This window comes from Brevibacterium litoralis, assembly GCF_040212315.1.
In the GTDB taxonomy this organism is placed as follows: domain Bacteria; phylum Actinomycetota; class Actinomycetes; order Actinomycetales; family Brevibacteriaceae; genus Brevibacterium; species Brevibacterium litoralis.
The window spans coordinates 38,054-63,690 of record NZ_JBDIUY010000022.1; the positions used below are offsets into that span (position 1 = coordinate 38,054).

At 67.8% G+C, this 25,637-nt stretch carries 27 protein-coding genes; 10 read left to right on the forward strand and 17 right to left on the reverse strand.

Annotated elements, in window-relative coordinates; translation table 11 throughout:
• Nucleotides 1-8: 8 nt before the first annotated feature.
• The 15 genes from smpB to AAD496_RS07820 all read right to left on the reverse strand — a co-directional run bounded on the left by smpB (nucleotide 9) and on the right by AAD496_RS07820 (nucleotide 17,486).
• Complete coding sequence (gene smpB, locus AAD496_RS07750; RefSeq protein ID WP_433913745.1) at nucleotides 9-512, reverse strand: SsrA-binding protein SmpB; 504 nt, start codon at nucleotides 510-512, stop codon at nucleotides 9-11.
• 157 nt (nucleotides 513-669) lie between these two features.
• On the reverse strand, nucleotides 670-1,986 hold the full coding sequence (locus AAD496_RS07755) for a peptidoglycan DD-metalloendopeptidase family protein (RefSeq protein WP_349828085.1): 1,317 nt from the start codon (nucleotides 1,984-1,986) through the stop codon (nucleotides 670-672).
• A 4-nt stretch (nucleotides 1,987-1,990) separates the two neighbouring features.
• On the reverse strand, nucleotides 1,991-2,905 hold the full coding sequence (gene ftsX, locus AAD496_RS07760; protein ID WP_349828086.1) for a permease-like cell division protein FtsX: 915 nt from the start codon (nucleotides 2,903-2,905) through the stop codon (nucleotides 1,991-1,993).
• Nucleotides 2,902-3,789, reverse strand: a complete 888-nt coding sequence (gene ftsE / locus AAD496_RS07765; RefSeq protein ID WP_349828087.1) for a cell division ATP-binding protein FtsE — start codon at nucleotides 3,787-3,789, stop codon at nucleotides 2,902-2,904. Before ftsE ends, ftsX begins: the two co-directional genes overlap by 4 nt.
• Before the next feature lie 235 nt (nucleotides 3,790-4,024).
• Nucleotides 4,025-5,653 (reverse strand): amidohydrolase, encoded by a 1,629-nt coding sequence (locus tag AAD496_RS07770; protein ID WP_349828088.1) that lies wholly within the window; start codon nucleotides 5,651-5,653, stop codon nucleotides 4,025-4,027.
• Entirely contained in the window at nucleotides 5,650-7,290 is a 1,641-nt protein-coding gene (locus tag AAD496_RS07775; RefSeq protein ID WP_349828089.1) for an amidohydrolase, read from the reverse strand. The genes AAD496_RS07770 and AAD496_RS07775 overlap by 4 nt, the downstream gene beginning before the upstream one ends.
• A 147-nt stretch (nucleotides 7,291-7,437) precedes the next feature.
• Nucleotides 7,438-8,571, reverse strand: a complete 1,134-nt coding sequence (gene prfB / locus AAD496_RS07780; RefSeq protein ID WP_349828090.1) for a peptide chain release factor 2 — start codon at nucleotides 8,569-8,571, stop codon at nucleotides 7,438-7,440.
• A 342-nt stretch (nucleotides 8,572-8,913) separates the two neighbouring features.
• The gene (locus AAD496_RS07785) at nucleotides 8,914-10,578 is read right to left on the reverse strand and encodes an ABC transporter substrate-binding protein (RefSeq protein ID WP_349828091.1); all 1,665 of its coding nucleotides are present in this window, start codon (nucleotides 10,576-10,578) and stop codon (nucleotides 8,914-8,916) included.
• Between the two features lie 89 nt (nucleotides 10,579-10,667).
• Nucleotides 10,668-10,931: a hypothetical protein gene (locus AAD496_RS07790; protein WP_349828092.1), complete on the reverse strand. Its 264-nt coding sequence runs from the start codon at nucleotides 10,929-10,931 to the stop codon at nucleotides 10,668-10,670.
• A gap of 2 nt (nucleotides 10,932-10,933) precedes the next feature.
• Nucleotides 10,934-12,031, reverse strand: a complete 1,098-nt coding sequence (locus AAD496_RS07795; protein ID WP_349828093.1) for an ABC transporter ATP-binding protein — start codon at nucleotides 12,029-12,031, stop codon at nucleotides 10,934-10,936.
• A complete protein-coding gene (locus AAD496_RS07800) occupies nucleotides 12,031-13,053 on the reverse strand; it encodes an ABC transporter ATP-binding protein (RefSeq protein WP_349828094.1) in 1,023 nt (340 codons plus the stop codon). Before AAD496_RS07800 ends, AAD496_RS07795 begins: the two co-directional genes overlap by 1 nt.
• A 9-nt stretch (nucleotides 13,054-13,062) precedes the next feature.
• Nucleotides 13,063-13,950, reverse strand: coding sequence for an ABC transporter permease (locus AAD496_RS07805; protein ID WP_349828095.1), 888 nt, complete (start codon nucleotides 13,948-13,950; stop codon nucleotides 13,063-13,065).
• 31 nt (nucleotides 13,951-13,981) lie between these two features.
• Nucleotides 13,982-14,926, reverse strand: a complete 945-nt coding sequence (locus tag AAD496_RS07810; protein WP_349828096.1) for an ABC transporter permease — start codon at nucleotides 14,924-14,926, stop codon at nucleotides 13,982-13,984.
• Nucleotides 14,927-14,934: 8 nt separating this feature from the next.
• The gene (locus AAD496_RS07815) at nucleotides 14,935-15,537 is read right to left on the reverse strand and encodes a hypothetical protein (protein WP_349828097.1); all 603 of its coding nucleotides are present in this window, start codon (nucleotides 15,535-15,537) and stop codon (nucleotides 14,935-14,937) included.
• A 296-nt stretch (nucleotides 15,538-15,833) separates the two neighbouring features.
• A complete protein-coding gene (locus AAD496_RS07820) occupies nucleotides 15,834-17,486 on the reverse strand; it encodes an ABC transporter substrate-binding protein (RefSeq protein WP_349828098.1) in 1,653 nt (550 codons plus the stop codon).
• Nucleotides 17,487-17,761: 275 nt separating this feature from the next.
• On the opposite strand from AAD496_RS07820, the gene AAD496_RS07825 reads away from it, so the two are divergent.
• Nucleotides 17,762-18,097 carry a hypothetical protein gene (locus AAD496_RS07825; RefSeq protein WP_349828099.1) on the forward strand — a complete coding sequence of 112 codons (336 nt, stop codon included), beginning with the start codon at nucleotides 17,762-17,764 and terminating at the stop codon, nucleotides 18,095-18,097.
• A gap of 12 nt (nucleotides 18,098-18,109) precedes the next feature.
• Here AAD496_RS07825 and AAD496_RS07830 read toward each other — a convergent pair whose 3' ends face one another.
• Complete coding sequence (locus AAD496_RS07830; protein WP_349828100.1) at nucleotides 18,110-19,216, reverse strand: tyrosine-type recombinase/integrase; 1,107 nt, start codon at nucleotides 19,214-19,216, stop codon at nucleotides 18,110-18,112.
• On the reverse strand, nucleotides 19,185-19,847 hold the full coding sequence (locus tag AAD496_RS07835) for a helix-turn-helix domain-containing protein (protein ID WP_349828101.1): 663 nt from the start codon (nucleotides 19,845-19,847) through the stop codon (nucleotides 19,185-19,187). Before AAD496_RS07835 ends, AAD496_RS07830 begins: the two co-directional genes overlap by 32 nt.
• 101 nt (nucleotides 19,848-19,948) lie before the next feature.
• Between AAD496_RS07835 and AAD496_RS07840 the strand changes: the two genes are divergently transcribed.
• The 9 genes from AAD496_RS07840 (at nucleotide 19,949) to AAD496_RS07880 (ending at nucleotide 24,861) form a co-directional block, all read left to right on the forward strand.
• A complete protein-coding gene (locus AAD496_RS07840) occupies nucleotides 19,949-20,134 on the forward strand; it encodes a helix-turn-helix transcriptional regulator (RefSeq protein WP_349828102.1) in 186 nt (61 codons plus the stop codon).
• A gap of 29 nt (nucleotides 20,135-20,163) precedes the next feature.
• Nucleotides 20,164-20,427, forward strand: a complete 264-nt coding sequence (locus AAD496_RS07845) for a hypothetical protein (RefSeq protein ID WP_349828103.1) — start codon at nucleotides 20,164-20,166, stop codon at nucleotides 20,425-20,427.
• Complete coding sequence (locus AAD496_RS07850; RefSeq protein WP_349828104.1) at nucleotides 20,424-20,825, forward strand: hypothetical protein; 402 nt, start codon at nucleotides 20,424-20,426, stop codon at nucleotides 20,823-20,825. Before AAD496_RS07845 ends, AAD496_RS07850 begins: the two co-directional genes overlap by 4 nt.
• Entirely contained in the window at nucleotides 20,822-21,151 is a 330-nt protein-coding gene (locus tag AAD496_RS07855; protein ID WP_349828105.1) for a hypothetical protein, read from the forward strand. Before AAD496_RS07850 ends, AAD496_RS07855 begins: the two co-directional genes overlap by 4 nt.
• Nucleotides 21,148-23,004: an AICE element replication initiation protein gene (locus AAD496_RS07860; RefSeq protein ID WP_349828106.1), complete on the forward strand. Its 1,857-nt coding sequence runs from the start codon at nucleotides 21,148-21,150 to the stop codon at nucleotides 23,002-23,004. The genes AAD496_RS07855 and AAD496_RS07860 overlap by 4 nt, the downstream gene beginning before the upstream one ends.
• A gap of 148 nt (nucleotides 23,005-23,152) precedes the next feature.
• Nucleotides 23,153-23,383: a hypothetical protein gene (locus AAD496_RS07865; RefSeq protein ID WP_349828107.1), complete on the forward strand. Its 231-nt coding sequence runs from the start codon at nucleotides 23,153-23,155 to the stop codon at nucleotides 23,381-23,383.
• The gene (locus tag AAD496_RS07870) at nucleotides 23,380-23,631 is read left to right on the forward strand and encodes a hypothetical protein (RefSeq protein WP_349828108.1); all 252 of its coding nucleotides are present in this window, start codon (nucleotides 23,380-23,382) and stop codon (nucleotides 23,629-23,631) included. The genes AAD496_RS07865 and AAD496_RS07870 overlap by 4 nt, the downstream gene beginning before the upstream one ends.
• On the forward strand, nucleotides 23,621-23,947 hold the full coding sequence (locus AAD496_RS07875) for a hypothetical protein (RefSeq protein ID WP_349828109.1): 327 nt from the start codon (nucleotides 23,621-23,623) through the stop codon (nucleotides 23,945-23,947). Before AAD496_RS07870 ends, AAD496_RS07875 begins: the two co-directional genes overlap by 11 nt.
• A gap of 14 nt (nucleotides 23,948-23,961) precedes the next feature.
• On the forward strand, nucleotides 23,962-24,861 hold the full coding sequence (locus AAD496_RS07880; protein ID WP_349828110.1) for a hypothetical protein: 900 nt from the start codon (nucleotides 23,962-23,964) through the stop codon (nucleotides 24,859-24,861).
• The last annotated feature ends 776 nt before the right edge of the window (nucleotides 24,862-25,637 follow it).

Genomic DNA, 25,637 nt, shown 5'->3' on the forward strand with positions numbered 1-25,637 from the left:
GCGGCGGATCAGCGGTTGCGTTTCCGGGCGTCGGACATGGCCCGCTGGGCCTCGCGATTGTCCTGCTTCTCGCGCAGGGTCTGCCGCTTGTCCCAGTCCTGCTTACCGCGGGCCACCGCGATCTCGACCTTGACACGGGACCCGTCGAAGTAGAGCTCCAGCGGTACGAGGGTCCGCCCGGGCTCCTTGATCTTCTGGTCGATCCTCCGGATCTCCTCGCGGTGCAGCAGCATCTTGCGCCGCCGCCGCGCGGCGTGGTTGGTCCACGTCCCCTGCAGGTATTCGGGAATGTAGGCGTTCTCCAGCCAGGCCTCACCCTGGAAGATGAGACCGAACCCGTCGACCAGGCTCGCCCGGCCCTCCCGCAGGGACTTCACCTCGGTCCCGGTGAGGACGAGACCGGCCTCGTAGGTGTCCTCGATGTGGTAATCGAAACGCGCCTTCTTGTTCCGGACGATGGACTTCTTGTCGCCCTTCGCCTCCTTGGCCGCCGCCTTGCGGACGGACTTCATCTTGGCCATGTGTTCCTCCTCCCCGGTGAGATCGGTCGTGAGTCCCGGCTCACTCGGGCCGTGCCTCTCCCGGCACGGATCGTGTGTACGTTCGATCCGTCCGCCACTTCCGTGACGCACGGACCCTCCAGTCTACCCGCCACCAGGGGTTCTGGTCTCAACTGATGTAGGGCACCGGGTCGACGTAGGTCCCGTCCTCGATGATCTCGAAGTGCTGGTGGCACCCGGTCGACGAACCGGTGGTCCCCGAATAGGCGACGAGGTCGCCCTGCGCGACCGTCTGTCCGGCGGAGACCTCGACGCTCTGGTTGTGGTTGAGGGTCGACTGGATCGAGTGACCCCCGATGGTGCCGTGGGCGATGACGACGCGGTACCCGTACCCTCCGGCCCACCCCGCGGAGACGACGGTGCCGTCCCCCGGTGCCTTCATCGGGGTGCCGCAGGGCACGCCGTAGTCGGTGCCGTTGTGCAGGCGCCGGGTGCCGGAGATCGGGTGGATGCGGTACCCGAAGTCCGAGGTGATCGGGTACCCGGAGACCGGGCTCGCGAGCACCCCGTCTCCGTCGCTGCCGCTGCCCTGGCCGACGTCCGGCAGGGACTCCCCGTGCTCCTCCTCCCAGTCCTCGATCTCCTGGAGCAGGCGGTCCTGCTCGGCCTGCTGTTCCTCCAGCTCGAGGGCCACCGCGTCACGGTTGTCCTCGATCGTCTGCGAGGCCTCGTCCTTCGTGAGGATGAGCTCGTCCAGTTCGTCCTTGCGGTCCTGTGCGGCCTGCTCCGCCGCCTCCTTCGTCAGCACGGCGGCGGCCGCCTCCGACTGCAGGTCGGAGACCTCCCCGGACACCGCGTCGAGACGCAGCAGGTTGTTCTCGTTGACCGTCCGCTGCTCGCTCAGCGTCGTGAGCGTCCGCTGCTGCGACCGCACCGCGGAGTCGACCCGCACCAGGCCGTCGGCGCCGTTCTCCTCGGTCGCCATCTGCAGCAACAACGCCACGTCCGAGGTGATCCCCGAGTTCTTGTAGGCCTGCAGACCGATCGTCGTGACGGCGTCCTCGCTCTCGGCGATCGCGTCCTCGTCGTCGGAGATCGTCTCCTCCAGATCGTCCTCGGCGTTCTCCGCCGAGGTGAGCCGGGCGGAGAGCTCTTCCTCCTCCTCGATCGCGTCCTGGAGTTCCTGCTGTGCCTCGTCCAGGGCGTCCTCGGCATCGGGCAACTGTTCGTTGGCGTCCTCGAGTTCGGCCACGACCCGGGCCAGGTCCTCGTCGAGTCCCTCGAACTCCGTCATGAGTTCGTCCACCCGGGTGTCGATGTCCGACTTCTCCGTCGCGAGGTCCGCCCTCGATTCCGTGGCGTGCACCGCGCTCATCGGCATGAGCAGGGCGAGACCCAGGGCGGTGCCGGCCAGGCACCGGCGGGCACCGGAGGACAGGGCGCCTCGGCGGGCGGGGTGTGGGGTGCCGGAACGCAGCAGGGCCATCGCGTCAGACCTTCATGTACCGACGGAGGGTGACGACGGAGGAGACCCCGGCGAGCACGATGCCGGTGCCGATGAGTGCGGGTGAGACGAGCAGGACGTCGCCGACGCCGACGAGGTCGAAGCCGGGCGTCCGGCCCTGCAGCCAGCCGTCGACGCCGAAGTACACGACGCCGGCGAGCGACAGGCACGCGAGCACGGCACCGAGGGCGGCGGCCAGCACCCCTTCGAGCACGAAGGGCAGTTGGATGAACGTGTTCGACGCGCCCACCAGACGCATGATGCCGGTCTCACGTCGGCGGGAGAACGCGGAGAGGCGGATCGTCGTGGCGATGAGGAGGACCGCGCACAGGAGCATGATGGCGGCGATCGCGATCGCGACCATGGTGAGCACGTTGAGGACGGTGAACAGGCGGTCGAGGAGTTCGTTCTGGTCGACCACCTCGTCGACGCCGGCGGTCGCGGAGAAGTACTCGGCGATGATCTCGTACTGCTCGGGATCGACCAGGCGGACGCGGAAGGACTCCTGCATCTGGTCCTCGGTGACCGCGCCCTCCAGCGAGGTGCCCTCGAACTGCTCCTGGTAGAGCTCGAAGGCCCGGGCCTTGTCCTCGAAGTACACCTGGTCGACGTAACCGGCGAGATCCGGACCGTCGAGCGCCGCCTCGATCTCGGCCTTCTGTTCCTCCGTGACCTCGCCGTCGGCGCAGGTGGCCTGGGGTGAACCCTCGGGGCAGAGGAAGATGGCGACCTGGACCCGGTCGTACCAGAAGTCCTTCATCCCGTTGATCTGCATCTGCATGAGCGCGGCCGTGCCGACGAAGACGAGGGACACGAAGGTGACGAGCACGACGGAGACGACCATCGAGACGTTGCGGCGTAGGGCCGAACCGACCTCGCCGAGGATGAAACCGAACTTCATCGCGTCGCGTCCTCCTCGTTCGTCGTCTTCCCGGTCCGTTCCGCCGACTCCGCTGCGGCTTTCTCCTCCTTGCGGCGCCGTTCGGCCGCCCGCATCTCCGCCCGGGTGCGGGGACGGCTCCGACCAGCACCGGACCCGATGGACCCCGCGGAGCCTCCGGCATCCGCATCCTCCGCCTTCACGACGGGGATCATGCCCGTGCGGACCTCGTACCGACCGTGCTCGACATCGCTCATCATCCGGCCGTCCTCCAGCCGGATCACCCGCTTGTCGAGGCGGTTGACGATCTCCTCGTCGTGCGTGGCCATGAGGACGGTCGTCCCCGTCCGGTTGATGTCGAGGAGGACCTTCATGATGTCCTCGCTGGTGACGGGGTCCAGGTTGCCCGTCGGCTCGTCCGCGAGCAGGATCCCTGGCTTGTTCACGACCGCCCGGGCGATCGCCACGCGCTGCTGCTCACCGCCGGAGAGTTCGTGTGGGTACCGGCGTTCCTTGCCGGTGAGACCGACCGTCGACAGCACGTCAGGCACGAGCGTGGAGATGGCCGCCCGCGACTTCCCGATGACCTGGAGGGCGAAGGCGACGTTCTCGAACACCGTCTTGTTCGGCAGCAGGCGGAAGTCCTGGAAGACCGTGCCGATGTTGCGCCGCAGGTAGGGGACCTTCCACGAGGCCATCCGCACGATCGACCGGCCGGCCACCCGGATCCGCCCGCGGGTGGGCACCTCCTCCCGCAGGGCGAGGCGGATGACCGTCGACTTCCCCGATCCCGAGGCGCCCGTGAGGAATACGAACTCCCCGGCCTCCGCCGTGAAGGACACGTCGGCCAGGGCCGGCTCGGACTTGGTGTCGTACGTCTTGGAGACGGACTCGAAGGTGATCACGGTGTTCGGTGGGTCTCCTGCACAAGTCGGACCGAGGGACTCGGCGGCCGGGAAGGGGCGAGGGAGGACATCCGGGTGGACGTCCTCCCCCACTGTAGAACTCCTACCCGTGAGTACCCCGAGGCGCCCACCGTGCGGTGTGTCGTCGGTGGGGTGCCGGGGCGTGGGCGGCGTTCGGTGCAGTCGTGGCCGGGTGCCGGCGCCCCGCCGCTTCCGAGGCGCCCTGGCCCCGGTCCTACCCGTGCACCCGCCGGCCGGCCGTCCACACCGCGGTCGGCGCGAGGTCGAGGAGCGCGTCGGGGTCGGAGTCACCGAGGACGACGGGGTCCATCTCGTAGGTCTGGAGATCGGCGAACATGCCCGGGGCCAGGTGCCCGGCACGGTCCTCCTCCATCGCGGCCCAGGCGGCCTCCGTCGTGTAGAGCGAGATCGCCGTGGCCGTGTCGATCGCCTGGTCGGCGCCGAGCACCGCCCCGCCACGGGTCCGCCGGGTCACGGCACCGTGGATGCCCTCCCACGGGTTCCCGTTGGTCACTGGGACGTCGGAGTTGCCGACGGCGCGGACCCCGGCGTCCAGGTAGTCCCGGTGCGGGAAGACGCGGTCGGCGCGTTCCGGGCCGAGCGCCTGCAGGTAGGAGTCGCCGAGGTGGTGGAGGAAGCTGATCGACGAGGAGGCCACGACTCCCCACTCGGCCATCGTCCGGATGTGGTCAGGGGTGGGCAGCGAGGCGTGCTCGATCCGGATGCGGTTGTCCTTGATCCAGTCGAGTTCCCCGCACGCCTCCATCGCCTCGAAGGCCTGGTCGATCGCGGCGTCTCCGATGGCGTGGATCGCCATCCGCAGGCCCGCCCGCGCCGCCCGTCCGAAGGAGATCACGAGCTTCTGCGTGTCGTGGGTGAGGATCCCGTGGTCGTCCTCACTGCCGTGGAAGGGACAGGAGACCGCGGCCGTCCGTCCGCCCATCGCCCCGTCGAGCTGGTACTTCATCCCCTGGAGGCGGACCATGTCGTCGCCGTACCCGGACGTGAGGCCCACGTCGATCGCGTGACCGAGCATGGCGGGGTAGGCGGCGAGCGCCTCGGCGTAGAGCCAGGGGCGGACCCGGACGTCCAGGAGACCCGAGGTCGACAGGTCCGTGTACAGGCGCATGGCATCGGCGGTGGCGATGAGGTCGTGGACGGTCGTCACACCCCAGGCGGTGAACATCCGCTGGGCGCCCAGGAACCCCTCCCGGAGTTCTGCCGTGGTGACCTCGGGGACGGCGATCGCGGTCTTCGCGTCCTCCTGGACGAGGCCGGTGAGGCGCCCGGCTCCGTCCCGGACGAACCGACCACCGGGCGGGTCGACGACCTCCTCGTCGACACCCGAGCGTTCGAGCGCGAGCGAGTTGCACGCGTACATGTGTCCGCAGGTCCGGGTGAGGACGACGGGGTGGTCCGGGGCGGCGGCGTCGAGGTCGTCCCGCGTGGGGTACCGGCCCTCGGGCAGCGCCGTCTCGTCCCAGCCCCGACCGCGGATCCACTCCCCCGCCTGGGTGTGTGCCGCGCGTTCGGTCACGGCCTTGCACAGGGCTTCGAGGTCGGGGGCCGTGCCCGGGCGCAGGTCCACGTCGAGGAGCGAGGTGCCGAGTGCGGTCGGGTGTCCGTGGGACTCGGTGAAGCCGGGGAGCACGTAGGCGCCCGCGTGGGCCTCCCGCCCGGGTTCGGGGAGCCGGGAGGTGCGGGGCGCCTCGGCGGCGAGGGCCTCCGCCTGCTCGCCGAGGGCCCGGATCCGTCCGTCGAGGACGAGGAAGGAGGTCGGTTCCGAGAACCCGGTGCCGTCGAACAGGCGGGCGTCGGTGTGGAGGGTGGGGGTGGTCGTCACAGCAGTCGCTTCCCGGCCAGCCAGACCTGCTCCGGGGAGAGGTCGAGCCAGGCCTCGGGTTCGAGGTCGAAGGGGTTGTGTGCGTAGACCTGCAGGTCGGCGAACTTCCCGGGTTCGACCGTACCGGCGCGGTCCTCCTCGCAGGTGGCGTAGGCGGCGTCCGAGGTGTAGGCGCGCAGGGCCGCGGCGAGGTCGATGTTCTGGACGGTGTCGAGGACCCGGCCTGTCTTCGTCGTGCGGGTGACGGCACCGTAGATGCCGGCCCAGGGGTTGCCGTCGGTCACCGGCAGATCGGAATTGCCCGGGGCGACGATGCCACGTTCCTGATAGGAGCGGTGTGGGAGCAGGCGCTCGATCCGGTCGGCGCCGAGGACCGACGGGAAGGAGTCGCCGAGGTGGTAGACGAACCCGATCGACGAGGAGGCGATGAGGTTCCACTCGGCCATGGTGTCCAGCTGGGAGGTCGTCGGCAGTGAGGAGTGCTCGATGCGGATCCGGTTGGCCTTGATCCAGTCGAGTTCACCGGTCGCCTCGAGCGCGCGGAGGGCCTGGTCCATCGCGCCGTCGCCGATCGCGTGGATGGCCAGGCGCAACCCGCCGCGGACGGCCCGGCCGAAGGTGTCGACGAGGAGGTCGAAGTCGTGGGCGAGGATGCCGGTCTCCTCGGTGCCCTCGAAGGGGCAGCACATGGCGGCGGTCCTCGGCCCCATCGCCCCGTCGAGCTGGTACTTCACACCCTGGATCCGCAACATGTCGTTGCCGAATCCGGAGGAGATCCCCGCCCCGAGTGCCGCGTCGAGCATGCCCGGATAGTCGGCGAAGGGGACGGCGTAGAGCCAGGGACGCATGCGGACCGCGAACTCTCCGCGGGCGTCGAAGCGTTCGTACACGCGCATGATCTGCGGAGTGACGATGCAGTCGTTCACGGTCGTGACACCCCAGCGGGTGAAGTCCTGCTGGGCCAGGCGGAAGCCCTTCTCCATCCGGGCGTCGGTGGCCGCGGGCTTGGCGATGAGCTTCTTCGCGTCCTCCTGGACGAGCCCGGTCAGGCGCCCGGCGGCGTCCTTCACGAGCGTGCCACCCTCCGGGTCCGGGGTCGACTCGTCCACACCGGAGACTTCCAGTGCCTTCGAGTTCACCACGCCCATGTGGGTGCACGTGCGTTCGAGGTAGACCGGGACGTCGGGGGCGACCTCGTCGAGATCCGCGCGGGTGGGCATGCGGCCTTCGAGGATGTAGGTCTCGTCGAAACCGGCGCCGAGCACCCACTCGCCTTCCGGGGTGTCCTGGGCGGCGATCTGCACGACCTTCTGGATCTCGGTGATCGACTGGACCGCGCTCGGGCGCACGTCGAGGTTGAGGAGGTTGAGGCCGTAGAAGGTGGGGTGTGCGTGGGACTCGACGAAGCCGGGCATCAAGTAAGAACCGTCGAGGTCGACGATCTCCGATGCGGTGGGGGCGGACGCTGCTGGGGTGGTGGCGGAGGTTCTCGCGGCCGGGGTGGTGTTCGCGGCCGGGGTGACGGCGGCGATGCGTCCGTGGGAGACGTGGACGTCCAGGGGTTCCGAGAACCCCTCCCCCGTGAACACGCGGGCGTTCGTGAAGGTGACGGGCGGGGAGGATGCTGCGTGCGGCACGGGGATCGGTCCTTCTGCGAGGGGGCGTGGAGGTGTCGTACCCCACAGTCCTACCGCACTTCGCGCCCGCGCACGAATGGACGGGCCCGGGAACGCCGGAGCGCCCTCCCACACTCGCGTGTGGACGGGCGCTCCGGACGGCTTCGCTCAGGGCTGTGCGGCCTCTTCCGCGGCCTTCTTCTGCTCCTCCTTGCGCCAGCGGATGCCGGCCTCGAGGAAGCCGTCGAGGTCACCGTTGAAGACGGCCGAGGGGTTGTTGACCTCGTGCCCCGTCCGCAGGTCCTTGACCATCTGGTAGGGGTGCGTGACGTAGGAGCGCATCTGGTCGCCCCAGCTCGCCTTGATGTCGCCGGCCAGTTCCTTCATCTGGGCGTCCTCCTCCTGCTTCTTCAGCTGGAGCAGGCGGGACTGGAGGACGCGCATAGCGGCCGCGCGGTTCTGGATCTGGGACTTCTCGTTCTGCATCGAGACGACGACACCCGTGGGGTTGTGGGTGATGCGGACCGCCGAGTCCGTCGTGTTCACGGACTGACCGCCGGGGCCGGAGGACCGGAAGACGTCGATGCGCAGGTCGTTCTCGTCGATGTCGATGTGGTCGGTCGACTCGATGAGCGGGACCACCTCGACCGCGGCGAAGCTGGTCTGGCGACGCCCCTGGTTGTCGAAGGGGCTGATGCGGACCAGGCGGTGCGTACCGGCCTCGACCGACAGCCACCCGAAGGCGTAGGGGGCGTCGATCTGGATGGTCGCGGACTTCACGCCCGCACCCTCCGCGTAGCTCGTGTCGAGCTCCTGGACCTTGTACCCCTTGGCCTCGGCCCAGCGGACGTACATCCGGGTGAGGGTCTGGGCGAAGTCGGTCGCGTCGTCACCACCGGCACCGGACCGGATGGTCATGACGGCCGAACGCTCGTCGAACTCACCGGAGAGGAGGGTCGCGATCTCCAGCGCCCCGATCTCCTCCTTGAGCTTGTCCAGCTCTTCCTCGGCCTCCGTGAGGAGCTCGGGCTCCCCCTCGTCCTCGGCCATCTGCACGATGAGCTCGACGTCGCCGATCCGCTCCTCGAACTTCGTGAGCTTCGCCAGCGTGCTCTGCTTGGCCGACAGCTTGGAGGTCACCTGCTGGGCGGACTCGGGGTCGTCCCACAGGTCCGGCGCGGCCGCGGCTTCCGTGAGCTCGGCCACCTCGGACCGCAGCTGTTCGACGTCGGACACCTCACGCACGGAGGCGAATGTCTGCTGCAGGGCAGCGATCTCGGAAGCGAAGTCAATGGAGGCCATAGACGCCCATCCTATCGCCCGCGGACCGGGCACACCCAGTCGTCCGCATCACGACCGTCCTCCCAGGCGGGACGGGTCGCGGCCGGTGATCCCACTCACAGGTCCCAGGACATCCGCCGTGACTGGAAGTGATCACCGGGTCACGAGTGCTACGGTTCCCCTCGTGACCTTTGTGAGAGGGGGTCATGGCGAGGCGCCCGTCCGTTCTCCTGGAGAGCGGACGGGCGCCTCGGCTCATTCATCCGTGCTCCCCGGCCGGAGAAGGCACTCAGGGCAAGGCCGAGGAGCGAAGACGTACGTGGGCTTGGTACTTCGAGCGACGAGAACGCCGCCCTGGGTGCCTTATCCGGCCGGGGTGGCGAGGTACCAGAGGCCCATGGAGCCGGCACCCTCCTGGATCTGGATGGGCGCGAGGTCCGCGCTGTAGCCGACGGTCCCGGTCTTCTTGCCGAAGATGATCGCCGGCAGGAAGTCGTAGAACGCGGTCTGCTGCTCGTCGAGTGCCGTCTGCGCGGACTCCAGGGAGTCCGTGTAGTGCACGGCCTTGACGGCTTCGTAGTACGGGTCCCCGATGAGCGCGCCGGAGGCGTTCTCGCCCTGGAAGGTGTACCGCGTCGGCATGGACTGCGGCGACCACGAGGAGAAGGAGATCTCCCATGCGCCCGGCTCGTCCTTGGCGGTCGCGAGCACGGTCGGCCAGTCGGAGACGACCAGTTCGGCCGCGATCCCCATCTCGTTCAACTGCTGCTCGACGACGACCGCCGTGTCGTAGTGGTCCTGGTAGTCGCGGGTGACGTTGAGGCGCACCGGCTCCCCGTCGTAGTCCGACTTCTCCAGGTATTCCTGCGCCAGCTCCTGGTCCTGGACGTTGTACTCCTCCGTCCCGGCATCGGTGTACCAGTTGGTCTGGAGTTCGGTCGCGATCGCGCCCTCGACCGTGAAGAAGTCCGGGCCACCGTAGGCGCCGGTGAGGATCGCCTCCATGTCGAGACCGGTGAGCACCGCGTGGCGCAGGTTCTTGTCCGCCATCGGCCCTTCGTTGAGGTTGAAGTACATGCCGGACAGACCCTTGCCGAAGGTCTCCTGCTGCGCACCGGCGCCCTCGACCTGCGGGATCTGGTCGGACAGGATGTGCGAGGCGATGTCGTACTCGCCGGACTGCAGACCGGAGACCCGGGTCGAGGGGTCGGACACCACGTTGAGCGTCACCGTGTCGTAGACGACCTCCGAGGGCGAGGCCCCACCGGTGGAGTCCACCTCGTAGGGCACGTAGTCCTCGTTCTTCTCCAGCTTCACGTACTGCGAGTCGACCCACTCGACGAAGGAGTACGGGCCGGTGCCCACGAACTCGCCGAGTCCCTCGGGACCGGCCGCCTCGATCGCCTCGGAGGTGGTGACCGCCGGGTACTGGTTCTGGTGGTTCGCCATGAGGGTGAGTGCCGCGTAGAAGGGCACCGGCGAGGTCATCGTCACCGTGAGGTCGTCGACGGCCTCCCAGGTGACATCGGAGAAGGAGCCACCGGCCGGGGCCAGTTCCGTCCACCGTTCCATCGTGTCGACGACGTCCTGCGCGTCGAGCGCGGAGCCGTCGTGGAAGGTGATGCCCTCCCGCAGGTGGAACGTGTACTCCGAGTAGTCCTCGTTCGTGTCGATCGACTCGGCCAGCTGCGGCTGCGGCACACCCTCGTCGTCGAGGGCGACGAGGCCCTCGTACACACCGCGCATGAAGTCGAAGGTCGCCTCGGCGGTGCTGATGTGCGGATCGAGCGAACCCGGCTGCGCCGAGTAGGCGATGGACAGCTCGGTGGTGTCCACCTCGCCGCCGGAGCCGCCGGATGTGCCGGAGCCTGAACCGCAGGCCGCGAGGGCCACGGCCGAGGCGCCCGCCACGACGGCGAGCCCGAGTCGGCGGGCAGGGGTGCGGTACCTCCGGGAGGTGTCCCGCGGACGGGGCGCCTCCGAGGTGGCGGTGGAGATCCCGGTGGGATCGGAGTGTAGAGGGGTCATGGCGTCGTGCCTTTCCATCGATCGACGTGAGTCGTGTGTACAGGGTCTGTGGGGCGTCGGGCCCGGTGTGCCGGGGCGCGGGCCGGGCCTCAGGCCGGGGCGACGGCTGCGGCGAGCCACCGCGCCGGACGGTGGGTGAGCGGGGTCTCCGGAGTCCGGGGCGCCTCGGGAGCGGCCCCGGCACCCGCGGTCCGGTTGCGTCGGAGATCGGGCCCGGGCGCCTCGGGAGCGGCCCCGGCACCCGTGTTCTGGTTGTGTTGGAGCTCGGGCCCGGGCGCCTCGGGAGCGGCCCCGGCACCCGTGTTCTGGTTGTGTTGGAGCTCGGGCCCGGGCGCCTCGGGAGTGGGGGTCATGGTCAGCTCCCCGCGTCCGAGGCGCCCGGAGAGGGTGCCACGGTCGGCGTCGGGAGGGCGGTGGTGCCGTCGGGGTGGACGGCCGCCCGCGTCGCGTCCTCGGTGTAGAGGTGGCAGGCGACGCGGTGGCCGTCACCGAGGGTGACGGTCGTCGGTTCCTTCGTCGCGCACACGTCCATCGCCATCGGGCAGCGGGTGCGGAAGACGCAGCCACTGGGCGGATCGAGCGGGGAGGGGACGTCGCCCTGGAGGATCTGGCGGTCCTCCTTGTCCCGTGGGTGGTGGACGGGGACCGCCGAGAGCAGCGCCTTCGTGTAGGGGTGCTTGGGGTCGGCGTAGAGCTCCTCGGTCGGGGCCGACTCGACGATCTTGCCGAGGTACATGACGGCCACCCGGTCGGCGATGTACTTGACGACGGACAGGTCGTGGGAGATGAACATGTACGTCAGGCCCTGCTCGCGCTGCAGCTTGCGCAACAGGTTGAGGACCTGCGACTGGATGGAGACGTCGAGGGCGGAGACCGGCTCGTCGCAGATGATGACCCGCGGGTTCACCATGAGGGCCCGGGCGATCCCGATGCGCTGACGCTGACCGCCGGAGAACTCGTGCGGGAAGCGGTGGTAGTGCTCCTCGGAGAACCCGACGGTCTCGAGGACCTCGATCACCCGCTCCCGCAGGACCTTCCGGTCGCGCACGCCCTGGATCCGCAGTGCCTCCTCGAGGATCGACCCGACGCGCTTGCGCGGGTTGAGCGAGGAGTAGGGGTCCTGGAAGATCATCTGGACCGCGGCGCGGTACTTCTTGCGTTCCTCGGCGCTCGCGTCGTCCAGGTCCTTGCCGTCGAAGGTGATCGACCCGGTGGTCTTGGGGATGAGGCTCTGGACCAGGCGACCGGTCGTGGACTTGCCACAGCCGGACTCACCGACGATGCCCAGGGTCTCCCCCTCGTACAGGTCGAAGCTCACGCCGGCCACGGCTTTGACCGCGCCGGTCCGCAGGCCCAGGGAGTTCCGGACGACGAACTCCTTGGTGAGGTCGGTGACCTGGACGACGGTCCGTGGCGTGGTGCCCGTCCGGCTCGTGGTGGATGGGGAGGTCATCACTTCAGCTCCTCGATGTCCTCGGCGCGGTGGCACCGGACGGTGTGGCCGGGCGCGATCTCGCGCAGTTCCGGTGCGGTTTCCCGGCAGTGGTCGGTGGCGAGCGCACACCGATCGGCGAACCGGCAGCCGGTGGGCACGTTGGCCAGCGTCGGGACGCGGCCGGGGATGATGTGGAGTTCCTGGGACCGGTCGGCCTCCATGTCCGGTGTCGACCGGATGAGTCCCAGGGTGTACGGGTGCTTGGGATCGTCGAAGAGCGACTGGACGTTCGTCTCCTCGATGACCTGCCCGAGGTACATGACGACCACCCGGTCGCAGATCTCCGCGACGACCCCGAGGTCGTGGGTGATGAAGATCGTGCCGGTGTCGAACTCCCGGCACAGGTCCTCGACGAGATCGAGGATCTGCGCCTGGGTGGTGACGTCGAGCGCGGTCGTCGGCTCGTCGGCGATGAGCAGCCGGGGCCGGCAGGCGAGCGCCATCGCGATGACGACGCGCTGCCGCATCCCGCCGGAGAGCTGGTGCGGGTACTCCTTGAACCGCTTCTCCGGCGAGGGGATCCCGGTGAGCCGGAGCATCTCGATCGCGCGGGCCTTGGCCGCCTTCTTGTCGAGGCCCATGTGCCGGAGGATCCCCTCGACGATCTGGTCGCCGACGGGATAGACGGGGTTGAGAGAGCTCATGGGGTCCTGGAAGATCATGCCGATCTTCCCGCCCCGGTACTCCTGCATCTCCTTCTCCGACAGGTCGAGCAGGTTCTTCCCGTCGAAGTGGACCTCCCCCTCGTAGTGGGTGTGCTTCTCGTCGGGCAGGCGCATGATCGACTCGACGGTCACGGACTTGCCGCACCCGGATTCGCCGACGACGCCGAGGACCTGACCGGGGGCGACGGAGAACGACACCCCGTCGACGGCGGTGACGGCCCCGGTCTCGGTGGTGAACCCGGTGCGCAGGCCCTCGACCCGCAGGACGGGGTCCGCCGTGGCCCGCGGACCGGTGGTGGTGGCTTCAGCGGTCATGACGGGACCTCACTTCTTGTACTTCGGGTCGAACAGGTCGCGCAGACCGTCGCCCAGCAGATTGATGCCGAGGACCGTCGCCATGATGGCCAGGCCCGGGAAGACCGTCATCCACCAGCCGTTGTAGATCATCGTCTTGCCGTCGAGCAGGATGTTGCCCCAGGACGGGGCCGGCGGTGGCACACCGGCGCCGAGGAAGCTCAGGGCGGCCTCGGTGATGATCGAGTCGGCGAAGACGAAGGTCGCCTGGATGATGAGCGGCGAGACGATGTTCGGCGCGATGTTGATGAACAGGATGCGGAACAGGCCGGCACCCTGGGCGCGCAGCGCCTCGACGAAGGTCTGTTCCTTCACGGAGATCGCCGCCGAGCGGACGATGCGGGCGACGTAGGGCGTGAAGACGATGACGAGCGCGATGACGACGTTCGAGGTCTGCGGCCCGAGAGCGGCCATGATGGCGATCGCCAGGAGGATCCCGGGGAAGGCCATGAGGCCGTCCATGATCCGCATGAGCACGGCGTCGGCGACCCGGTTGTACGCGGCGATCAGGCCGATCACCATGCCGGTCGCCGAGGTGAGCAGGGAGGCGAGGAACCCGACGGTGAGCGAGACCCGGGCACCCTCGATGACGCGGGCCAGCAGGTCACGGCCGTAGTTGTCGGTGCCCAGCCAATGTGCACCGTTCGGTGCCTGCAGGCGGTTGGCGGTGTCGACCGCCAGGGGGTCCTGCGGATAGACGAATGGGCCGAGGATCGCGAGCACGGTGAAGAACAGGAGGATGCTGCCGCCCGTCATCACCATGGTGTTGCCGCTGATGCGGCGCCACAGGAGACCGGCCCGCGTGGGGTTGACCCGCGGTATGACCGCGGAGGTGGGTTCGACGGTGACTGTCGACATGGATGGAGTCCCTTTCTCGAATCAGTCGGATTCAGTCGAACCGGACCCGCGGGTCGAGCACGCTGTAGAGCAGGTCGACGACGAGGTTCACGAGGACGTAGACGACCGCGATCATGAGCACGACACCCTGGATGACGACGAAGTCCCGTCGTTCCACGGAGTTGACGATGAGCTGGCCGATGCCGGGGATGTTGAAGACGGTCTCGACGACGGCGGCACCGGCGATGAGGACGCCGAATCCCTGGCCGACAACGGTGAGCACCGGGAGTGCCGCGTTACGGAAGGCGTGCTTGATCACCTGAATCCACTCGCTCAGGCCCTTGGCCTTCGCCGTTTTCATGTAGTTCTGCGAGAACACGTCGAGCATGGAGGACCGGGTCATGCGGGCGATGAGTGCGGCCTGCATGGTGCCGAGCGCGACGGCCGGGAGCACGAGGAACTGCAGGTGACGGCCGAGCCCCTCGGACAGGGGCGCGTAACCGGCGACCGGGAACCACTGCAGCCACACCGCGAAGACGAGCATGAGGAGAAGACCGAGGAGGAAGCTGGGCACCGAGATGCCCAGGAGCGCCCCGCCCATCATGCCCTGGTCCACGAGGGTGCCGCGGCGCCGAGCGGCGATGATACCGGCCGGGATCGCGATGAACAGGGCCAGGAGCTGGGCGAGGACCGCGAGGCTCACCGTCGGGCCGAGTGCGGTGACCAGCATCTGCGTGACGGGGTCCCGGGTGAACACGGAGGTCCCGAGGTCACCGGTGAGCACGTCCCCGAGCCACGCGAAGAACTGCACGTAGAGCGGGGCGGTGAGTCCCAGCTCCTCGCGGAGTGCCTCGATCTGCTCGGCCGTCGCCTCGGGGCCGAGGATCACGGCCGCGGGGTCGCCGGGCATCATGTGGATGAGGGCGAAGGTCACGATCGCGACCACCGCGAGGACGGGGATCAGCGCGAGGACGCGTTTGATGACGTAGGTCGTCATGGGGTTCCTTATTCGGTGGGAGCCGCGTTGTAGTAGATGCCGATCGACCCGGCACCGGACTGGATGTCGTAGGGGGCCAGTTCCTCACTCACGGCGACGGCCGCGGACTTGTTGCCGAACTTCACCATCGGCAGGAACCGGTAGAACTCCTCCTGGGTGCGGGCCATGGCCTCCTGGGCGGCGGCCTCGGAGTCGGAGAAGTTCACGTCGTGGATCGCGCCGAAGAACGCCTCGTCGTCGACGCCCTCGGCGGACTGCTGGGACATGAACGTGTACCGCGTCGGGATCGACTGCGGGGACCAGGCGGCGAAGCCCAGCTCCCATCCGGTGTTGCTGTTCATCGTGTCGAGCGTCGTGGGCCAGTCGGCGACCGTCATCTCGAGGGCGGTGAGGCCCTCGTACACGCCGCGCATGTAGTCGAAGGTCGCCTCCGCCGTCGACAGGTGCGGGTCGAGCGTCGAGGGCTGTGCGGCATAGGCGATCCGGAGTTCGGAGGTGTCGGAGGCGGCCTCCGTCTGCCCACCGCCACAGGCGGCGAGCGCGGCGAGCGCCACGGCGGATCCACCGGCGAGGACCGCGCGGGTCAGGCGGGAACGGGAGTGCGTCGTCATGGGGATGGAGTCCTTCGGTACTGACACGGGCCCCGCGGCGAAAGGCGCCCTGCCGGGAGGCAGGACACCCGCAGTCCGCTGCGGGTCCGGGGAACCACGGGGTGGGCCGTGACGCGGGTGAGAGGGGATCACGGTGACGGTGTGAGAGGGGTCCGGAAGGTGGTGTTCCGGGCCGCCGCCGTGGGTGAAACGCTACGGCCTGACCGTTTCATGTGAGTTACATCATGGGTAGATGTATTCACATGCCGTTCATCGCCGTCAACGCAGATCCGCCCAGTCCCACGATGTGGGATGGATCACTCGACCGGGGCGATGTCCGCATAGATCGCCGTGACGCCCAGGGGTGTCTCGACGTTCGCGATCTCGGTGCTCCACGCGACGGTCGACGTGTAGTCGCCAAGCTTCATCATCGGCAAGTACCGGTCGAACTCCTCCTGGAGGGCGGGCATCGCTGCCTGCGCCGCCTCGGCGCTCGGTGCGTGATGGACGGCGTCGACCGCGGCGAACAGGTCCGGGTCGTCGGTCACCCCGTTGCCGAGCGTCGACATGAAGGTGTACTTGGTGGGGATCGCGGCCGGTGCCCAGGAGGACATGTACATGTCCGTCGCGGACTCCTCGCTCGCCATCTGCAGGACGGTCGGCCAGTCGTAGACCTCGAGGGTCACGTCGATCCCCAGGTCCTTCATCTGCTGCTCGACGACGACTCCGGCGTCGTAGTGGTCGACGTAGTCGCGGGTGGCGATGAGCTTCACCGGCTCACCGTCGTAGCCGGCGGCGTCGAGGTACTCCTGCGCCTTCTGCACATCCGCCCCCGCGTACTCCTCGCCGGGCTCCGCGTACCACGGTGTGTCCTCGAACCCGAGTGATCCGTTGAGGATGTAGTTGTCCTCGGCGGCATAGGCGCCGCGCAGCGCCTCCTCGACGTCGGTGCCGGCGACGACCGCGTGGCGCATGTTCTCGTCGGCGAAGATCTGCCCGGGCGCCTTGTTGAACACGGGACCGGCGATCCCACCGGGCTTCGTCACCATCTCGATCGTCGGGTCGTTCTCCAACTGCGGCTTCTGGTCGGGCAGGACCTGGGTGATGATGTCGTACTCGCCGGTCTGGAGTCCGGCCAGACGGGTGTTCGCGTCGGGGACGATGTCGAAGTAGATGTTCTCGTAGACCGGTTCCCGGGTCCCCGCGATGTTGCCGTACTCGTTCTCGACGGCCTGGTAATCGGCGAACATCTCCAGGTGGACGTACTGGTTGTCGGCCCATTCGACGAAGGAGTACGGACCGGTGCCCACGAACTCGGTGAGCCCCTCGGGACCGGCCGCCGCGATCGCCTCCGAGGACATGACGGCGGGGAACTGCGAGGGATCGGCCAGCAGAGTGAGTGCGGAGTAGAAGGGTTCCGGGCTGGAGAACACGAGCGTGCGGTCGTCCGGGGTCTCCCAGGTGACATCGGCGAAGTAGGAACCGGCGGGGCTCGAGGCCTGCCACCGTTCGATCGAGTCCTTCACGTCGGTCGAGTCGAGGGTCGACCCGTCGTGCATGGGCTTCTCAAGGATCGTGAAGGTGATCTCGGAGTAGTCCTCGTTCGGCACCATGTCCGAGGCGAGGACCGGTTGCACCTCGTCGTTCTCGTCGAGGGCCACGAGGGGCTCGAACACCCCGCGCATGAAATCCGCCGTCGCGTTGGCGGTCGACATGTGCGGATCGAGCGAGGGCGGCTGCGCGTTGTAGCCGACGTGGAGCTCGGTCACATCGGGCTCGCCCGCGGACTCCCCACCGCCACAGGCGGCGAGCAGGCCGAGGGCGCCGAGGGCCGCCACGGCAGGGGCGAGGAGGTGCACGCGACGGAACGGGGAGGACGGGACGGTACGACGGTGCATGGGGATCATCCGTTCGAGGTGGGGAATGGAGAGGGGATCGAGGGGACGGGGACGGGCGAGGAAGGGTGACACGGGTCACGCCTCCTCGCCGCCCACACTATGCGAGGGAGTGTTTCCCGGAGGTGACACCTGCACACCTCATCACCCCCGAATCACATCGATGGAAGCCATGCATGCATGGCAGAAATGGCCTGTTCGAGTCCTGTATCACATACGGCGCACTGAAAGTCCTTGACCGTGTCGTTCCTCTTTGATGATGTTTGTGCTCGTTCGCGGTGACTCCGATGCATCGCGGCCACCCCTGGACACCCTCCGCACGGAGGACCGAGCACGAACGGCAGGACCCCGTGGACACGGACACGACCACCGAACCCGGCAGCGGCACCCGGCAGGGTGCGGGCCCCGACGCCCGGGCGCTCGTGTACGCGGAGGTCACGGCCGCTGTCCGGGACCGGGGCCTGGACCCCCGGACGGACACCGCGGCGGTGCGGGACCTCGTCGTCGACGTCGTCCACGACTACGACGAGCGGACGCTGTCGGGTTCCCTGCCCCTGCTCCCCGACCTCGAGGCGACCGTCCACCACATCGTCGACGCCCTCACCGGGTACGGGCCGATCCAGACCTACCTGGACGACCCGGAGGTCGAGGAGATCTGGATCACCTCACCCATACCCGCGTTCTAGCAGGTGAGCGGCCTATTCGCCGTCAGCAGTCCGCAAATAGTCCGCAGGATTCGCCACGGAGTCCGCGAACATCGACGACACCGCCGTCCTCGTCCGCTCATCCGCCGTGGGCCACAGGTGGCTGTAGGTGTTGAGGGTGACGCTCGCGGACTTGTGCCCCAAGGCCCTCTGCACAGTGACGACGTCGCACCCCTGAGCAATGAGGCCCGAGGCGAAGTAGTGGCGCAGATCGTGACTCTGCACATCGACGCCGGCTGCCTTCGCGGTGACGCCGAATCGGTAGTCGAACGCCCGCGGCCACATCGGTCCCCCATCACGACCCAGCAGGAGCCATTCGTCGTCGCCGTAGACGCCGATCTCCTTCACGTGCCACGCGACCATGTCGAGCACTTCCGAGGGCAGATGGACGATCCTCTCCGACCCGTATTTCGGTGCGCGGATCTCGACCGGGCGCGGTGACCGGCGCTGTACCTGCCGCTGCACATGCAGCTCGCGCCGGAGGAAGTCGAAGTCGGACAGTTGCAGTCCGCAGATCTCGCCCTGCCGGAGGCCGGCGAATGCACCCAGGACGACAGCGACCCGGAAGAACGGGTCCGCTGACTTCACTAGCTGGGCCACGTCCTCCGGTGTCGGGATCCGCATGGCGAAGCTCTGTTGCCGGAGTCGCGGTGTGCGCACTCCGGTCGTCGGATCCAGTGTGATGATCCTGTCGGCCACCGCCGCCCGGAACACGGTCCGGCAGGCGACGAGTCGGTTGCGGATCGTCAAGGGCGCGAAGTCCCGGTCGATCATGCTCTTGACCCACTTCTCGATGTGGCTCTTGCGGATCTTCGCCAGCTCCATGTCGGCGAACGTCGCGCCGCTCACTGAGTGGTTCATGTGGTCTTCGGTGCCCGACGTCCACACCTGGTCAGCGGCCCACGAGTCGAAGAACGATCGGAACGTGACCTTTCCGGCCTTGGGGTCGACGTAGTCGCCGCGGACGATCGAGGCGGTGACGGTGTCCAACCACCCCTGCCCGTCGATCTTCCGGTCGAAGTGTCGGGCGTGTTCCTTGCCGTCGTCGTCCCGGTATCGCGCCCGCCACTTACCGTTCGGGCGCCTCTTGATGCTCGCCATTGTCGGCCTCCTCCAGGCGCTTCAATCGGCGCACGTATTCCCGCAGGGTGCACCCCTCGACGTACTCTCCGAGGTCTATCTCAGGCGTGTCGTGCGTTGCCAAGTCGTCCAGCCGATCCCCTACCAAATCCCAGAATGACGCCGAGTCCGCAGCGTCGAGCAGGGTGAAACGAACCGACTCGTCCAGGTGCTTGACGAGCTGCCCTCGCTCGCTCTCCGGAAGGGCTAGGAGGTTGCTGGTGTCGTCGATCCACACCCTCAACGCTCGTATGCGTTCGTGCCATGCAGCCCATACCGCTATCGCGTCGACCATCTCGTCAACGGAACGCTCCCACGCCGCAATCTGTGAGCGCACAACGTGTCCCGCCGTCCGTTGCTCAGGATCGGCAAGGAAGTCGAGCACGGACACCCCGAGCACCTCGGCCAAGTCCTGCGCCTCGGCAAGCTTGAGCGCCCGGTCGCCCTTCTCGACGGCCCAGACGGTCGCCTGTGACCACTTGTGTCCCATCTCGCGCATGTGATCGGCAAGCGTCGCTTGTGACGTGACTCCGCGTGCCTCACGAACGCGGGCACCGATCCATTCGTTCGCCTGTTCCGGTGGCGTACCCGTCGTCTCATCTGCACCACTCATGCCACCAGGCTACTAGAAACCTCAGTGACCCACCTTGCGAAAAATAGTCGAGCGAGTGCAGACTATAAATGTCAGTCATCACCACTAGGAAAGGTAGTCAGATGTCCGACAGACTTCTCTACGTCCCCGAGGTCGCCGAGATGATCCGCCGCTCGGAGGCCTCGCTCCGGTACATGATCCACACCGGCAATGCTCCCCGCTCAGCCAAGATCGGCGGCCGAGTCATGTTCCGGGAGTCCGACGTCCTCGCGTGGATCGAAGAACAGTTCGCAGAGGTGCCGGCATGACCGGCCGGCCGATCCCACGGGAGACCCCCGTGCGCACTTCGGATATGCGCCTCACGATCGACGACCTCGACCGCCTCAAGCGTGAGGCCGCCGAACACGGGCTCATCCTCACGACCCGGTGCCGGCACTGCGGGGCCGCGCTCACGAGGGACGAGTCGATCCTCGACCGTTCCGGACCCGTGTGCACCCGCAGACACGAGGAGACCCCCGCCGGTGCAACAGCCGCCAAGCACAGCACCGACGAGGGCCAGCAGTACACCGACCAGACCCCCAGCAAGGAGACCGAACGATGACCGCACGCAAGTCTGACAGCAAGGGTAGCCCGTTCCCCGAGGGTGTCGACCTCGACCAGGATTTCACCGTCCTCGACGCCGAAGGCATCCCGGACCACATCCTCAATCCCGCCGAGGTGATGAATGACGGGTGGACTCTCGCCCTGCGCATGGGTGCCGCACACGGTGACCAGGACACGACCCGCGACGCGCTCGTCGAGTACATCGACAAGTGGCGTCCCCACGAGGGCTACGTGCTCACATCCGCGCTCACACACCTTGCGTGCGATCTCGTGCCGATGGTCGCCGGACTCGCCCGTGCCGCTACCGGTGTCGACTTCCCGAAGCACTGCCAGGCGATGCTCGACAAGGGTGACGATTACGACCCGTCCACGGTCGACGGGGGTGAGGGCCGATGACTCTCGACACCAGCATTCCCGGTATTCGTCTCATCGCCGAAGGATCGTTCCGCGCCGGGTACGGGCTCGGGTACGACGAGGGTCGACGGTGCGGACTTCTCGACGGTTTCCGCGTCGGATACGACCGTGGCCACGCCGCAGGTGCCGCTTTCGTGACGGCCGGTGAGGACGAGTTCGCCGCCCTCGTCGCGGATCGGCTGGCCGTGCGTCTGCACAACGACGAGGAGATCACCGCGATCGTCAACGGGGCACCGGCACGCAAGGCGGCACGAGTCGCACGGGAACGCGGATTCACCCCGCGCACCACGGAACAGGAGGCCGCATGAGTGAGCCCGACATGGCCCTCGACGACATGCTCGACCTGGAGCCCTCGACCGGCTCCTCGTCGAGCGGGGACGAGAAGGACAAGAGGTCGGTGGCGGCGGTCCTCGTCGACATGGCCCTCGACCGCTACGAGTTCGGCGTCACGGACACGGGAGACCCGTACGCCCGTCCCATGCCCGGCGGTCACGTCGTGCGCCCCCTGCGTGGCGGGCGTACCTCGCTTAGGCACGAACTGTCGCTCGCGTATCGGAAGAAGACCGACAAGGTGGCCACTCAGGCCGCCCTGGCCGATGCCATGTCCGTCCTGCACGGTGACGCCCAGGACACCGACCCTGCCGAGGTGAACCTGCGGGTGGCCCAGCACGACGGGGTCGTCTACCTCGACCAGGGCGATGCCGAGGAGCACGTGATCCGCCTCGACCGCGACGGCTGGGACGTGGTGAACCGTGACGTGCCGGTGCTGTTCCGACGTACCAACCTCACCGGCGTCTTCCCGACCCCGGAGCGTGGCGGTGACCTCGACGCACTGTGGAGCCTCCTCAACGTGAAGGCCTCGGATCGTCCGCTGTTCCTCGCATGGCTCGTCGCCGCGCTCGTCGACCCGGGTATCCCTCACCCGGTGCTCGCCCTCATGGGGGAGCAGGGGACCGGCAAGTCATCCGCGACGCGCATGGCCGCCACGCTCGTCGACCCGTCGCCGGCACCTCTGCGGAAGCCGCCGAAGGACGCCGATGGATGGATGACCGCGGCGGCGGCATCCTGGGTCGTCGCCCTCGACAACCTGTCGACGATGCCCGATTGGCTCTCGGACACCATCTGCAAGGCGGTGACGGGGGACGGTGACGTACGCCGTGCGCTCTACACCGACGACGGGGTTGTCGCCTTCTCGTTCCGTCGCGTGATCCTGTTCAACGGGATCGACCTGGGGTCTCTCCGGAGTGACCTTGCGGACCGGCTCATCGTCGTCGAGCTCGACCGCATCCCGGAGGACGAGCGGCGGACCGAGCGGCAACTCACGGCGGACTGGGACGAGGCCCTTCCGGGCATCTTCGGGGCTCTCCTCGACCAGTGCGTCGCGGTCCTGCGGGAACGCTCGGGCACGCGCTTGGAGCGGTCGCCGCGTATGGCCGACTTCGCGCTCATCCTCGCCACGCTCGACAGGATCAACGGCACCGATGCTCTGGCCGACTACATGGGCCAGGCGGACAACATGGCCGCTGACGCGATCGACTCAGACCCGTTCCTCGCGGCGGTGAAGGCGGACGGTCGGGAGTGGGATGAGGTGAAGGCCGTCGACCTGTTCCGGGAGTTCGTCGAGCCCAAACAGTCCGCGTCGGGACGTGTCCCCGGCGGGTGGCCGAAGGACGCACGGCATGTCACGTCACTGTTGAAACGTCGTGCACCGGCACTGCGGAAACAGGGCTGGGAGGTCACCAAGGGGGAGGACCGCAACCACACGGTCGTGTGGACCGTCGTTCCCCCACAGGACGAGGAGCACCCCACGGGTGGAGAAGGTCAGGACGAGAAACACCCCTCGGACGTAGAAGGGTCGAAAACGACACCCGCAACACCCGCAACACCCGCACCAGGCCGCTCACCTGCGGAAACAGCGAAAAAATCTGCGGGTGACAGTGCGGGTGTCGATCCGGTGCGGGTGTCGCTGTCACCCGCAGTACCCGCAACACCCGCAGGACACCCGCACCCGGAAACAGACGTTTTCCCTGGTGAGAAGTCCAATGCGGGTAATGCGGGTGTTGCGGGTGACATTTCCCGACCTTCTACGTCTGAGGAGTGCCCGGAGCACGGACCTATGTACTTCCCCGGCCACTGCGCACAGTGCGAGACCGCAGCATGAGCGGCCGGTGGATCGACCCCGAGGGGCACGCATGGCCACTCACTGACACCTGGTGCGCCGGGTGCCGGCTACCCATGACGACCTACATGCCCGACCAGGACCGGCACCCCACGTGCACGGTCGACCCGACACGACAGGAGACACGACCATGACCGACTCACGCACCGCACTACGCGCTCAGGTGCTGGAGCTCACGGAGGAGGTGTTCGCACTCATCGCAGGCCCTTCGGGCGGCCCCGTCGAGCCCGGACACCTCGACGAGCTCGACGAGGACGGACTCCGCGACCGGATCGACGTGCTCGTCGACCTGGGCGCCCGACTCAGGCACCCCAGCAGCGGACTCCGGACCCGAGCGCGGAAAGAGGCAGGCCCCGCATGAGTCCGCACCTACCGCGCACACAGGACGAGCTCGACGAGCTCATCAAGACGCGACTCGAACGGGACCGGCGACGCAGGACCGAGGAGGCGGTCCTTCAGCCCCTCGAATCACGGTCCGCTCTCGCCCGTGCGATCCAGAAGCAGAGCACCCGCATTACAGAACTCGCGGATCGAGTCGACCGGCTCACCGTGAAGCTCACGATCCTCCTCGACCGGCTCGACAGAAAGGACAGGACCGATGACGAATGACCCACACCATGAGACCCCCGCCGCGGGGCACCTTCGGCAGTTCATCAACTCTCGACTCGGGACCCCCGACGCACCTGCACACGAGGCTCCGCACAGTCGTGGGGCGATCCTCGCAGCCCTGCGCAACGGCGGCACCCTCGACGGACTCGACCCCGAGGACATCGACGAGGACGACCAGAGCACCACGATCCTCGCCGCGATCCACGCGAAGGGCCGGACTGCGGAAGACGACGAACAGTCGACCGACATGCCCACGGGGGACAGGTTCGCCGCCTGGGTGAACACGGCTCTCGGTACCGGCAACAGCACGCACTGACGAAAGGACGAATCATGCCCATCTACATGCCCGACAACAACCCCGGATCCCACGCAGGACTCCCTGCGCCGGCTGTCAAGCAACACCATTCCAGCATCGCCAAAGCGTATGCGGCCGCGGGGCTCACCTACCCGAACGTGCACATGGCCCTGGCGGAGAAGATCCACGCCCTCCCGACCGTCGACCAGGTGGCCGCCCAGGTCGCACGGGAGGCCTATACGCCGGCCGCGGTGAAGGACCCGGAGAAGTTCCTCAAGGCTGCCATCGCCAACATCCGTGAAGCCCAGGCCGCCACGGCACTCAAGGAGGCATACCGACGCGCAGAGACGCAAGCCGGAATCGTCGCACTCTCCACGGCCATCGACCAGGCCCGCGACGACCTCGACGAGAAGGTGAGCACAGACATCGACATGCTCATCGAGGAGGCCGCACACCTCGACCGCGACACCCCGCTCGACGTGGAGAAAGCCCTCGCCCGCGACGCAGGGCAGAGCCTCACACGGGTACGGAACGCGCTCCTCGGACTCGCACGGTGGGCATCGATCCACGGGATTCCCACCGACGACCGGGTACCCCGTGAACTGCGTCGACTCCTGCCGGTGATCGACCTCCCCGAGACCGTCGTCGAAGTGTGTGAACGTGGCACCCTCAGCACCGAGGCGAAGGTCGTGAACCGTGCCGATCTCGCACCGACATACCTGGTGCGGAACACACTCGGACCCGACGCGAAGAAGGACATCGACACGGTGCTCGTCAAGGTCGCGCAAGGGCAGTACCCCGGCGTCACCCTGTCGCTCGCCACGGTCGACGGACTGCGGGAACGTCACGCACGAGCACGACGCGCATGGGAGCGAACGTTCGTCGACAACGCCGACGCGCAGCCGCGGGGCTCGGTGGCCGCCGGCACCAGGTGAGCCCGTGCGCCCTGAACGTCACGTGAGGGTGCACGATCGATAGACAGCAGCAGGTGTCCAGGACCGGATACCTCGACGGCCGGGAGAAGCAGTGGTGAGCACTCCCGGCCGTCGCGCTGTCCCCAATGTGGATACCGGCCCTGACCTTGTGACTCCGGCCGCTCGTCGTCATCGAGGGCAGGGGGATGCACCCCGGCCTCCCCCTCACTGCGCTTCAGCGGGCGTAGGCACCGAAAATCTACACGCTGAAAAAAACGGTCTGACATCGGAATGTTCGACGGTGAATAATCCGGCTCCACGGCGTGGTCTGACGCGGTGCCGGCAGGGTGCGAGCGGCGATGTCATACGGATTGAAACCTAGTTTGAAACCTGGGGAGGGAAGCTGCGCCTACGCCCGCTGAAGCGCAGCACCCCATCCCCGGGGGTTTCACCCCCAGGGGGTCAGTACCAGTCTGTCGTGACGACGGGTTTAGGTGTCGGTCCGATGTGCTCTCGTGATCCCCGTTTGGAGTTACAACTGCGGAGCTAATGTGCTGGGCGGAGTTCGCCCAGCATCGATCCTCCGTTCGCTATGGGCTTCACATGGTCAGCGGTGAAGCTGAGAGGGTGTTTCCATTCGACGGTCCAGTCGAAGGGTTCTCCACAGAGCCAACACGGTGCGTTCGTCGTGCGGGCTTTCCTGCGGAGTGCTTCACGTCGTTTCACGTACTCACGGTCGTTTCGCCAGGTCGCCATGGGTCCTCCTCGTGTTCGGTGTGATTCCAGTATCGCCCCCG